Here is a 13825-nt window from a genome sequence, read left to right as displayed (position 1 = left end):
TTAAAATTTAGCGTCCTTTGATAAATAGCGGTACATTTCGCTTCCTGCCAATAAAAATGCACCTACACCAAAATTCGATGTAGAATTTACATCAACCACCTGACCTGGAATGGCTTTCTCTCCAATCGGTTGTACATAACCCAGTTTACCATCAGGTTGTAATGCAGTTTTAGTTAAATATGTCCATGCTTTTTGCGCTGCAGGTAAATAGTTTTTTTCTTTTAAATAGCCGTTGTTTATCCCCCACAACAAACCATAAGTAAAAAACGCTGTCCCACTGGTTTCAGGTCCTGGCGCGTGTTGCGGATCGAGGATACTTCTGGTCCAATAGCCTTCTGCTTGCTGGCTTTTAACAATTGCTTTGGCCATATTGCGGTATTTGGTTAGGTATTCATTCCGGTGTGGATCTGTAAGGGGCAGATCTTTTAGCACTTTCGCCAAACCTGCAAACACCCAGCCATCGCCCCTTGCCCAAAAATCTTTTTTGCCATTGGCACTTTTATGTTTCGGATAAACATATTTGGCATCGCGGTAATAAAGCTTTTCCTTTTTATCGTACATGATGCTGTTGGCATACATAAAATATTCGTAGAGTTTATCCAGGTATTTTTGATCGCCGGTTACTTTATAAAGTTTGGTCATCACTGGCATTACCATGTACAAGCCGTCTGCCCACCACCAATAATCGTTATTGGGTGTACTCATTTCGTATTGCATTACCTCTTTTGCCCTGGCGATTTTATATTCTTCGGGTTTTAAGTGGTATAGATCGATATAGGTTTGAAAGCAGATTTGCCAATCGCCAAACAGTACATGTTCATCTGTTTCGCCATATTTATATTTCCAATTGGATTTATCGGTAGATTTTGCGCCCATCCATTTATTGTATCCGGCCCAATCTTCTGAATATTTTCGGTATGCTTCGTTTTTGGTAACCTCATAGGCCTCCATGTTCCCGGTATGATAAGCTGCGTGATCCCAAAAGGCACGCACTTCGGGTTTATTGTTGCTTTGCCAATAAATATTTGCCCGGTTAATCATTTCCAGCACTTCTTCTTTTGACAGCTGGCTCTGGGCATTTACCGCTCCGCTGGTTAAGAAAAAGAGTAAGAAAAGCACTTTATATAATTTTGAATTCATTAGTGTATTGGTTTAATGCCATTTACAGTTGGTTTTATAGGCTTAATGGTTCCATCAGTATTAAATTCCATCTTGTCAATACAAACTTCGCGGTTGAAGCCTGCAGCGTCTCCCATTGAAATTCCTTTTGGCCGGGTAAAACGGTGGTAAACCATATACCATTCGTCTCTGCCATTTACTTTAATCACACTGTTGTGCCCTGTACCGTAGATACCCTGAGGTGCATCTTTTGCCAAAATCAGATTATTTTTCGGAATGGTTATTTTTCCTGTAGGCGAGTCAGAAAAACCATATCTTACCCTGTAATTCTCACTTCGGGTATCATCTTCCGACCATAAAAAATAATATTTCCCATTTCTATAAAACACTTCTGTGCCTTCTCTGAAATCATTATTTGGGGTAATAATTTTAATCGCAGTGGTATCAATCGAAATCATATCATCATTTAATGGTGCAACAGCCATGTAGCCATTTCCCCAGTACAAATAACTTTTATTGGTTTTAGGATCGTTAAACACATCCGGATCAATCTCCTGACCACCTTTAATTCCTTTTGGCTTGCTCGCAATTAAAGCTTTGCCACTATCCTTAAATGGTCCTGCCGGATCATCAGCAACAGCAACACCAATTTTCTGTGCAGCTGTGAAATAATAGAAATATTTATATTTTCCATTTACTTTCTTTTCGATAATAGTAGGTGCCCAGGCATTCCTTTTTGCCCATGAAACGTCTTTTTCAAGATCTAATATTTTGCCTTCATCTTTCCAGTTAACCAGATCTGTTGAGGAAAAAGTTTTAAAATAAGTACCGCTCCAATTGTTAAATCCATCACTGGTTGGATAGATATAATATTTAGAAGTTTTATTGGAATATAAAATCTCAGGATCGGCATAATAGCCTTTTAGCACAGGGTTATTCGCTACTGCAACAATTACCTCGAAAGTTTTAGCTTGCTGACCAGGAATGCTCACCTTAATTTTTACAGGGCCTTTAGAAAAATCCAGTTTTCCTTTTGGCAGGATGCTGATTTGGTTAAAGGTATTAAACTGCGGATCAAAAGTCTTTAGATCTGTGCCATAATTTACAGGTAGATAAAGTTTTTGGTTCACACTATCCAGAACAATGTTATTTTGGTTGATTGCCTTATTTTTTGTGGTATGTAGAACAGACTCGACTGTATACCACTGTTTAAGCAAACGGCTTAACTCTTGCTGATTAATCGGCAAAATAGTTCCGTGCCTTGGATGAAAATCCATTGTAACATCCTGATCTACCACACTAAAATTTGTCAAATCTTTACTCTTGGTAAACTGGTAACGGCCTTTCATGTATACATCATACATCAGGATATATTCATCGCCATGGTTCAGTTTAAAAACACCGGCTCCTTCTACCGCTTCTTTAGTTTGTTGAAGGTATTTATCCTGTAATACGTAACCTTCTGTTAATTTATCAGAAACTGCTTTTTTAATGCCATTACCATTACCTTCTGTTTTAAAGAACAGATTGTATTTACCCTTATCGTAAATAATATCTCCATCGATACAAGAGCCATTGGTTGGACTAAAAAAGAGCTGTTTTGGAGTAGTTTCGAGGTCGGTAAAATCCACGTTGGCATAAGCGTAATAAATTTTATCAGGATCATCGCCATTCTTCATCGACCAATAAACCATATATTTTTTGGCTGTTTTATCATAGATGGTTTGCGGAGCCCAAACGCGCAGCAGGTTTTCGTTATTCGGAAAACGTTTTTGAATATTAACAACTGCCGATGTCCAATGGATCAGATCATTTGATTTCAACAATACCATGGCCCTGTTCGAGTTCCAGCCATTAGCCGAAACCATATCAGTAGCCACCATGTAAAAGGTTTTGCCATCTTCACCGCGCAGAATATGTGGGTCGCGAACGCCACCAGTGCTGCTAATCTTTTCTGAAGAAATGATTGCGTTATTGTTATTTAATGCGCTGTAATGATAACCATCGGTACTCACTGCAAAACGAATGGCTTCTTCTGCTTTCGAATTTCCGGTGAAATAGGTAAATAAGTAAGCCACATTCTCTTTTGATTGGGCTTTTTGACCAGAAGTTTTTTTAGGTTGTGCGATTATTTTTCCTGATAAACATATCAGTAATAAAAGAATAGTATATTTTATTCGTGAATATTTCATTTCTCGTGTAGTTATTTTATTTTTTTGGTTTCCAATCCAATACCTGGACCTTTGTTGGCGCATGGTCTGCTTTTCCTTCGCCATCTATTTGGGTAACATTTTGTAAAAATAGGCTTAATATACCTTTAGTTTTCCAAAGTTCAGTATCATACGTAGGTTCCCAATCGCCCATGCTGGTTTTGGTCAGGTCTTTAATTATCCAGTTTTCTGATCCAAGATGATCATTTAAAGCAATAGATGCCTTGTTTCCGCGTTCGGCATCTCTAAATAATAAACCTGCGGCATAATGTTTTCCATTTGACCAAACGATAATCTGTGGTCGCGAAATTGGAATCCGCTTGGTACCGGTACCACTTAAGCTAAACGTCGTTTTTCTAAAATTCAGGTTACTTACTTTCCAGCTGTTATCCGTTTTAAAGACAAGGTGATACTGAGGCCCGGCTTCATTCACTCCGCGCCAGTAACCAGCAATAAATACTTTACCTTTCGCATCGGCAAACATTGATGTTTGGTTAATCAACTCACTTTTCTGTGGAATTTTTACGGTATACTCTGCATTTGTGGCGGTAATGGGAAGCTGATATTTTTCGCCGGTAGATTTTAACCAGGTGATGCCGCCATCGGTTGATTTTGCATAACATAAATCATGGTTACTGGCTACATCAGGGCTTTCGCGCCAAACCCACGATAAATGGATGGTTCCAACCTGATCTACTGCAACCTGCCAATAGGCATTACGCTGGCCTTCGCCATCAATCATTCCATCTTGTATCCGTGTCCACTTTCTGGTTTTTAAACTATAATGATTAATCATCAGGTTTCCGTTTCCAGAGCCCCCATCACGGTAAAAAAACAAAAGATCGCCATTAGTCAGCTTATAAAACTCAGGATAACTGACTTTATTTTCCTTTGCGGAGAGCATAACTTCTTTTTTGCCTAAAGTTAACGAACCTGCTGAAACTGATCTGGCGTAGTTTAAATTATTGTTATGCTGGCCCCAGGCAATATGAAGAAAACCATCCCCATCGATCATAATACTGATTGATTTATGCGCATCGGTAGCATCGCCTTTATAAGGTGTGATAACCGACGTCCAATGGGTAGAACCGATTTTTCGTTTGGCCAATACCACATTTTGTTCGTGATCATAGTAAGCTGCATACTGGCTGCCTTTAAAGCTAATTAAGGAATTTTTTCGAAAAATAACTGTATTTACTGAATTGTTCGCCCAACCGTTGCTGGCAATAGTACTCAGCTGTGTTTCTTGTGCAACACTTATCAGACTAACACTGACGAACACACAGATTAGAAATATATTTTTATTGAGGTATTGATACATTATACGTTTACACTGATCGGCATTACATTTGGCAAAGCCTAAGTACCGAAATTTTTAAGCTTTACACAGGGGGTTAAATCATACTTTGCAGGGGGTGTTTTAAGCTAAATGCCTTAAAAAGGTAAAATAGCGTAACTTTTATGTTGTAGCATTAACATTATAGTATTTATGAAAACTTTTCCGGTGTTTCTTTATAAACTCTGATGGCGTTAACTTAAACAGCTTTTGAAACTGCTCCCTAAAATATTTACTATCATTTATGCCAACTCTGAAAGCTGCTTCGTTAATATTTAAATTGGTATTGATTAATAATTCGGCAGCTTTTCTTAACCTGATAAAACGGATAAAACCATTTATCGATTGGCCTGAAGTAGCTTTGATTCTTTTATAGAGATTAGAATGACTCATCCCAAGATCAGATGCCATTGTTTTTACGTTAAAGTTATCCTCCATTAAATTTTCTTCGATAATCATAATGCATTTTTGAAGAAAGCCCTTATCCTCCTGAGAGACTTTGTGGGCATCACTCTTCAAGGTTATTTCATTGTAGAAATAAGACTGAAGATTGGTCCTGTTTTTAATAATGCTATTAATCTTGGCTGTAAAAAGCTCTTTATCGAAAGGTTTACCTATAAAATCGTAGGCTCCAACTTCAATTCCTTTAAGTTTTACTTCCGGACCAGGGTCGCCGGTTAGCAGAATTACAGGAATATGGCTTAGGGCAGAATCGTCTTTAATCGCCTTACAGAGTTCGATACCGTTGAGGCCATCCATGTTTACATCAGATATCACGATATCTGGCAAATATTCTTTACAAAGCTTTAGTCCATCGGTACCGTTTTCGGCCTTGTAAATTTTGAAGTTATCCTGAAAAATCTGTTTAATGTAATCTATAATTTCCAGGTTATCATCAACAACCAAAATTGAGTGTAAATCTGAGATAAGCAATTCGAGGTTGCCTACATGCTCGGTGTCATTATTTTCAGCTTCTTCCTCTTGTGCAATAAGTTCATTTACATAGGTTAATTCATTTTGAAACACACCACTGTGTTGCAAATTTGGTTCTCCAACCGGAATATCGATCAAAAATACCGTACCTATTCCCTGATTGGAGCGGAACGAAATTTTACCCTGATGCAATTCTACAAAGTTTTTGGCCAGGTACAGGCCAATACCGAAACCCATTTTCAGCGATTCGTTCGACATGACCTTATAAAATTTATCGAATAACTTTTCACCGACATGCGCCGGTATGCCCGGACCACTATCGCTCACTTCAATATGCACACGCATACCAAGGCTTTTAACACTAAATTTCACAAAACCGCCCTTTGGTGTAAATTTTAGTGCATTAGAGAGCAGGTTAAAAAAAACAATTTCGAGTTTGTCTTTATCTGCATAAATATCCAGGTCCTCTTCTTCGCACTCAAATATATACTCGATGTGATTCTGCTTTGCCAGATAATTAAAGCAGAGGAAAATCTCGTTTGTAAATTTGTATAGGTTGATCCTTACAATTTTCAAGGTATCATTTTCACTTTCCGTTTTTCTAAATAGCAATAACTGATCTACCAAGCTTAATAAACGCCTCGAATTGCGGTAAACTACACTTAAATCGTTCTTCTCTTGCCCCGGATCTTTTTTATGGATAATATCTTTAATCGGATTAACGATCAGGGTTAACGGTGTTCTAAGCTCGTGAGAAATATTAGTAAAGAAGTTTAACTTTTTCTCATTCAGGTCCTTTTCACGCTCCATTTTAAAATTGGTAAGCTCCACTTCGTGTTTTAATCTTCTCTGGCGGCTGCGATAAGTTTGAAAAAGATAAAACAGGGAAGATCCTATAATGAGATAAATGGCATACGCCCACCAGGTACGGTACCAGGGAGGTAAAATCCGAATGAATACGATCTTTTCGTTGTTGCTCCAGGCACCTTCTGTATCGGTACTTTTAATGTGCAGTTTATATTCGCCCTCACTTAATCTGGAATAATAAGCGGTACTCAATTTGTTTACATAATTCCAGTCTCTGTCCCACCCCTCCAGGTAATAAGCATACGAAATCTGGTCCTGAAAAGAAAATTCTATGGCTGCATAATCGATAGAAATCACCGCAGCATTATATGGGATTTCTATATGAGCTAAATTAACGATAGAGATATCCTTATAACCTGAATCCTGGTCGAGCGGAATATTATTGATCCTGAAATCTGTCAGCACCATTTTAGGTATCCTTCTGTTTTTCTTTATGCTATCGGGCGAAAACAGGTTGAAGCCGCCAATTCCACCAAATAAAAGATCACCATTAGTAAGCTTTAAGGCTGCATTGTAGTTAAACTGATTGCTCTGTAAACCATCAGTAGCATAGTAGTTTTTAAAGTTATGGTGTGTAACATCAAATTTCGACAGACCATTGTAGGTACTGCACCATAAATTGCCTTGTTTATCCTGGAGGATATTGAGTACCGAATTACCCGGCAATCCATCACTCTGGATATATCGTTTTATTTTTTTGGTTTCGGGATCAAAAAGCAGTAACCCTCCACCTTCTGTACCAATCCATAGTTGATGGTTTAAACCCTCCTGAATAGCCCTAATGGCAAAGTTGATTTTTGTATAATGATGTCTTTTATTGATTGGATCTATTTCAATCAGATCGGTATAATTCCCAGCCCAAAGCCTGCCTTTCGAATCCTGGAACAAGCTGTGAATATCTTTTAATTTATGGTCAAAAAGTTCAAATTTATCAGTACTCTTATTGTAACGGTATAATGCGCCACCTTTCGTGGTTCCTACCCAAATATTTTGCTGTTTGTCTTGATAAAGCTTCCAAATATTAATATCATCAATACCTTTAAAAGTATTATAACAGTTATAATGGATAAATTTTCCGGTTGTTTTATTAAACCTGTCTATCCCTCCGCTAAAAGTGGCCACCCACACGTTGTGATCGGTATCATTTAAAATACTGGTAACAAAATTACTGGTTAAGGAGTTTGGATCGCTGGTTTTAGCATAATTAGTAAACACGTTTTGCTTCCGGTTCCAAACACTTAAACCACCACCATCAGTTCCGATCCAAATGTTTTTGTGCTCATCTTCACTAAAGGAGAGCACAAAATTGTTAATTAATGAATTTCTATTTAATGGATCATGTTTAATCGTGGTAAACTGCTCACTTTCCGGATCAATGATATTAACCCCGCCACGTAAGGTTGCTATCCACTTTCTGGATTCGCGGTCTTCGTAAACCTGTGCAACAGAATTACTGCTCAGTAAGCCTTTTTCTTTTCCTGCAGACAGGTAATTCGTTTTTTGATTTTTTGTGTCGTAAACGGCAATTCCTCCCCCATCGGTCGAAATCCAGAGTTTTTGTTTCCGATCGAACAACAGATTCATAATATTCTCATTACTTAAATGCTTGTTAAACCTGGTCAGGCTACCTTTGGTTTTATCAAACTGAAAAAGTCCGTGTTCTGTTCCAACCCAAAGCATTTGGTTAGCACCTTTGGTAATACAAGTTACCGAGCGTACGGCAGGAGTTACTAAACGAAGTGTGTTTTTATCAAGATCATACCTGCAAAGCCCAACATCTTTTATAAAAAGCCAAAGGGTTTGATTTTCATCTGCATATAAAGCCTTTACTGTAAAATCGAATTTTTTATCAAATGGGATCCGTTCTGCTGTACCACTATTCTTTTTGAGCATGAACAGGCCTTTTTCTTCAGTAGCCACATAAACAACTGAAGCTTTACTGATTGCAATTGAATTAACAGCATCACTTACTTCACTTTTTATGCCTTTATCCAGATAAACCAATTGATGAAACTTAGAATCGGCATAATCATAATATGAAATTCCTTTTTGCGTACCTACCCAAACCCTGTTATTCTCATCTCCATTCAATACTGTGATATGGTTATTCACCAATGAATGCTCATCTCCCCACCCATTTCTAAAAACCTTGAAATGATAACCATCGTAACGGTTTAATCCGTCATAAGTACCCATCCACATAAAACCATAATGATCCAGATACAAGGAATTTACCACGTTATTAGACAGACCACTTTCTACCCCAAGGTATTTAAGTGGAACAGTTAAAGAAGACTGGGCAAAACCAATACCTGCGCCCATCCATAAAAATAGCATGAAGCAGGCAGTTTTTTTTTGTATAAGAAACATAGAGAAAACAGTACTGAGGTATTATTTGGTATGGAACGAATATACATATTTTCTCATACTCCATTAGCTGCTATGATTTAGGATTAAATAGCTAAAAGCGCAATATTCCCACTACATTAACGCAGTATATTAGCTTATTTAAATTAAGCAATTTATTAACAAACAATCACTTAACATCAGAATGCCCGAGGTGTTTTGTGGGATTGACTTCATCACGAATAAGCTGTTTTAATTGTTTAATTTCAGGAAAACCTTGCATCTGCTTTCTATCAAAAATTAGTTTTCCGTCAACATGAACCGTAAAAACACCAGATGTTTCACTCGGAATTAAAGTTACCCCCTTCACCTCATCTACAAAAGTGGTTAAAATTTCTTGTGCCATGTAAGCCGAACGTAACATCCAGCCACATTTAGGGCAATATGTGATATTAACAAGTGGTTTTTCCATTGATTTTTTTTTACAAGGGTACAAAAAATCTGGAGTGATGGAAAATGGAGACATTAGATGATAACAGATACAATTGAGCCCCTCGCTGGCGCACGCGTGCCGCGTGTGCATTTTCTTTCATCACAACTCTTCCAATTCTATCAACCCCTTACCTCCACTATAATCTATTGCACTGCTATATTTCCAATGCCAGGCTTCGTTAACAAAACCTGCCACTACAGGATTATCGTGCAGGTAATCTGCCTTTTGCTCAATAACAGCCGTACTCCACAACTCTATTGGCTTATTGTTGTGCTGCCAAAATTGATATTCTTTAACGTTACTGCTTTTTAAGCCTGCCCGCTCAAACATCCATAGCAGCCATTCTTTTCTACTTTCCTTGCTGTTCTCTTTAATTGCTTTTACAATTTCTTTGGAAGTATATTCTTTAATTCTGCCTAATAAGATATCTGGATTATGATTTTTTGCACTAAAAATTAAATGTATATGACTTGGCATAATACACCAGCAATAAAGTTCTAAGCCGAGATTTTTCTTACAGTAAATTAAGCTATCAACGATAATATTGCAATATACCGGACGAACAAATATATCTATCCAATATACTGTTGCAAAACTTACAAAGTATAAGCCTTCTTTATTATAAAATTTATATTTACGGCTCATTTCTTTAGGTTTTCCACATGTTAAACACAACTGTGCTAGCAAAAGTTTTTGTGCTTTGTTTTTCAAAAATACGGAATGAATTAACCATTTTAGCTGGGATAGCAGGCAAGATAACGGTTTTAACTTGTGGAACTTTACTGTTATTTAAATATAAGAAAATGAATGGGAAAAAGTGGCTTTCTTAAATATTACCCTACATTTCAGACGCGGCACGCGCGCGCTAGCAAGAGAAATTACGATCTCTTGAATAGAATTTAGTATGAATTGCTGAGCTAAATTGCACACGCGGCACGCGTGCGCTAGCAAGGGCTGAAACAGCTTAAAGCGTATGCGGAATCAGCATTATAAATTTTATGATTTCTTTTTGTGCTTCTTCCTTTTCTTCCACCAGATGATAAAACCTGTAACCGGTAAACTTGCTGCTACCAAAGCTGCCAGAAGAGAAAGAATTTTATTCGGAAGGCCCAAAAGCCTGCCCGTGTGCAGATCATAATTGGTGGCTTCTATTAAATCGGCACCGTTAAAATCTTTATACAGCTTAGCTCTAGTCATTGTGCCTGTAGCTTCCTCATAAAAAAAGGTATTCTGTTTACGCGCCCAACGGTAAGGATAAACCATTCTTAATCGCAGTTCGCCTTTACCACGCAACGAAAAACTAGTGGAAATAGCACCAGGATATTTAATTTTAGCCTCAGTATAAATTTTATTGTAACGTACAGGTACCGAATCAATATGCGTTGGTTTGGCCGAAACGATAGCTTTGCCCTGCCCTAATTTACTTCCCGTAAAAAAGCTTGCTGCATTTTTGACCTCTTTAAATGCAAAGTACAAACCACTCAAAGCGGTAATCAATAACACAACCGACGCATAAAAACCCAGTACATTATGCAAATCATAATTCAGTCGTTTAAATGATGCTTTTCGTTTAATGGTTAACGATTGTTTTAACAAGCGCATTTGGCCCGGAAACCAGAGTATCAGTCCGGTTATCAGCATCAGTACAAAAATAACTACCGACCATTCTATAATGAACTTCCCGGTTTTACCTAGCAATAGCGAGGTATGGAGATGTTCTACAACCTGGAGCCAATCTTCGCCACCTTTTTTAACTAAAGTAGCATCGTAAGGGTTAAAATAATAAACCTTACCCTTTTTACTGGTAAGTTCTACCGTTGCATTTGGCAAGGCATCCTCAATTCTGATCAGCCTTAATTCATCTTTCGGCGAAAGTTTTTCGAATCCTGAAATAACTTTATCTAAACCTATAAAAGGTTTCTCCTGAAGCCCTACATAACGGAAATCTTTTTGTGTACAATCCCTGATTTCTTCTTCAAAAATATACAGTGCACCGGTTACACTAATCACAAATACCACCAGGCCAGTTGCCAGGCCGAGCCAGAGATGAATGTTCCTGATGGTATTTTTAAATTTCCTATTCTTCATTGCTTAAAAAGCGTAGCCTAACGATAGATTAAATCTGCGTCCATTCCCTCTCACATAATTTACATTGCTGCCATAAAACTGAGAAATAGCAGGGTAATAAACTTTATTCAATAAATTTTCTATTCCTAACGATAGTTTTAATGGTTGTGTAACCTGATATACTGCAGCAACATTAAATAAGTTGAAGGCTTTAACCGGACCTTCGCCGATTAAGTATTTACCGGCAGCATTGGTTTTAAAACGGTCGCGATTTCCGACACGCATCCAGTTTACATCCAAACTTAAGTTTTTAATGCCTGAATACTTAAGATAAACAGTAGTTTTTGAAGGTGGGATACGCGTTGTATTTAAATATACGTCTTTTTCTCCGTCAAAATTACCATCATTATCTACATCGCCTTTCCCTTCTACCTGTGCATAATTACCACCAATACTCAATTCCTTTAGTAACTGATAATCAGCCTGGATTTCAAATCCATATACACGCTCGGGGATACGTTGAGAAATATAGGTGCCATTCACCTCTAAAAGATTGGCACCCAGTTTAGAAGTGCTGTAATAATAAGCAGCACTAAAATTCAGTTTACCTACGCTACTACTAAAACCCGCTTCATAATTATTTACAATGATTGGTTTAGTTTCTAGCTGCGATAAAGTATTACTTTTCGCTGCCCTTAATACCCTACCCAGCTCAAATACCGAGAAAGACTGCGCATAACTGATAAAAGGATTAAAAAATTTGAATTTTGAGTAACGTGCTCCGGCATTAAATACCAAAGCGTTATAATTTAATTTGCCCCCCTGTACCGCTATACTTCCGGCACCGTTTGCGCCGGTAGCCAGGGTATTAAAATCGTCTACATCAATGTTAATATTTTCAACTCTTAAGCCTCCTTTTATGGTTAAATCATTGATTAAAGTTGCAGAAGCCTGTAAATAAGGTGCAAAGTTGACCATATTCATATTAGGCACCCATAAACGACCATCAGTTAAACTTTGAGCAGTTTTATCGTTCATTAAATCCAAACCATAGTTCAATTGCATGGGTACCTGGTCTGTAACGTTAAAAGGTGTGTTCAGGTTTACCCTTGCTCCTTTTTTGGTAGAGGTAATGGCCGATTGGCCGCTTCCGAAAAATGAAGCGGAGTTGGAATAAATCGTATAAAAATCCTGGTAATATACATTGGCTGTTAAATCGGTTTTCCCGAAAATCTGTTGATTGGTATATTGTAAATTCGCATTGTGGTTAAACCTGGTTCCCTCATCTTCGCCCAATCTTGTGCCATAAATACCGATAGCAGGCGATTGACCGTAAACACCATCTTTAGTTATATATTTCGAGTGTTGTCTGGAGCTGAAGTAATTATACATCACCTGCAAACGCTGTTTAGGCGTAAAGTTATAACCCAATTTTACAAATCCGTTATAAGATCTGGTTTCGCCCAAACCATATTCTGGCGAGATAACCAAGCCCTCAGCATCGCGGAAAACACCTGTTTTTTCGAACATCCCGCTTACTAGGTAATCAAATTTACCTGTTTTACCATAAAGCTGTTGCGAAAAACGGTAGCCAATGGTGCTATCGCCCTTTATGTTTCCGGTAATTCCAGCCTGTGAATAACCTCCGAATGATTTTCCTTTATCAGCCTTTTTAGTAATATAATTGATCAAACCACCTTCTGCACCATTACCATAAATAGCGGTGGCACCTTTAATTACTTCCACACGCTCAATCACTGAAGGATCTATACTACGGATATCCCTTCCTCCTGCTCTTAACGGCGTAGATTGTGGAATACCATCAATTAACACCAAAACATTTCTACCACGCAAAGTCTGACCGGAGTTACCCGTTTGATTGGTAGAAAAACCCAATCCTGGTACACTGTACGAAAGGATATTGGCCAAATTTGGACTGATTGCAGATTGTGTATTCAATTCCTTTGCCGTAAGCACTGTTACCGAAGATGGTGTTTGCGATAGTGATTCTGGCCTTCTGCTTGCCGAAACAATCACATCATTCAGTTCTGAACGTTGCTCTTTTAAAACAAATATTACCTGAGTGATGTCGTTTGCAGTAACCGATACCACTTGTTCGAGTTGATCGTAGCCGGTAATCGATATCCTGATCTGCTGGTTTCCTGCCGGAACATCTATTAACTTAAATGCACCGATTTTATCAGAAGTGGTTTTAAGATTCTGTTTTCTAACCTGTATATTGGCAAAAGATATACTATTCCCTAACGAATCGACAACTTTTCCACTAATTGTTCCCTGCCCTGTTTGTGCAAAGAGGGTGGTTGTGAATAGGAATATAATAAGAGCAGTGGCAAAAAATTTTAGGTATGGGTATCTCATGCAATTTCTAAATTTCGGCAAAGCTAACATTATTTAGACTCGTTAAAAATAATAAATCAAAAAAGATACCTACCT

8 protein-coding genes are annotated in these 13825 nt (G+C 37.9%); all 8 read right to left on the bottom strand.

From position 1 onward, the window contains the following. Complete coding sequence (locus KYH19_RS05710; protein WP_219077926.1) at positions 1 to 1140, bottom strand: glycoside hydrolase family 88 protein; 1140 nt, start codon at positions 1138 to 1140, stop codon at positions 1 to 3. Further along, positions 1140 to 3311 carry a family 43 glycosylhydrolase gene (locus tag KYH19_RS05705; RefSeq protein WP_219077925.1) on the bottom strand — a complete coding sequence of 724 codons (2172 nt, stop codon included), beginning with the start codon at positions 3309 to 3311 and terminating at the stop codon, positions 1140 to 1142. Before KYH19_RS05705 ends, KYH19_RS05710 begins: the two co-directional genes overlap by 1 nt. A 16-nt stretch (positions 3312 to 3327) precedes the next feature. After that, positions 3328 to 4650 (bottom strand): BNR repeat-containing protein, encoded by a 1323-nt coding sequence (locus KYH19_RS05700; RefSeq protein WP_219077924.1) that lies wholly within the window; start codon positions 4648 to 4650, stop codon positions 3328 to 3330. Positions 4651 to 4788: 138 nt separating this feature from the next. Then, positions 4789 to 8802 (bottom strand): hybrid sensor histidine kinase/response regulator transcription factor, encoded by a 4014-nt coding sequence (locus KYH19_RS05695; protein WP_219077923.1) that lies wholly within the window; start codon positions 8800 to 8802, stop codon positions 4789 to 4791. 199 nt (positions 8803 to 9001) lie between these two features. Beyond that, a complete protein-coding gene (locus tag KYH19_RS05690; protein WP_132396304.1) occupies positions 9002 to 9283 on the bottom strand; it encodes a SelT/SelW/SelH family protein in 282 nt (93 codons plus the stop codon). Positions 9284 to 9403: 120 nt separating this feature from the next. Further along, positions 9404 to 9949, bottom strand: coding sequence for a transposase (locus tag KYH19_RS05685; protein ID WP_219077922.1), 546 nt, complete (start codon positions 9947 to 9949; stop codon positions 9404 to 9406). 351 nt (positions 9950 to 10300) lie between these two features. Next, the gene (locus tag KYH19_RS05680; protein WP_132396306.1) at positions 10301 to 11392 is read right to left on the bottom strand and encodes a PepSY domain-containing protein; all 1092 of its coding nucleotides are present in this window, start codon (positions 11390 to 11392) and stop codon (positions 10301 to 10303) included. Between the two features lie 3 nt (positions 11393 to 11395). Beyond that, positions 11396 to 13750, bottom strand: coding sequence for a TonB-dependent receptor (locus tag KYH19_RS05675; RefSeq protein ID WP_219077921.1), 2355 nt, complete (start codon positions 13748 to 13750; stop codon positions 11396 to 11398). Positions 13751 to 13825: the final 75 nt, after the last annotated feature.

The organism is Pedobacter sp. D749, from assembly GCF_019317285.1.
Classification (GTDB): domain Bacteria; phylum Bacteroidota; class Bacteroidia; order Sphingobacteriales; family Sphingobacteriaceae; genus Pedobacter.
Note: the sequence above shows the minus strand (reverse complement) of the source record. Positions and strands in the feature narration are given on the sequence as shown.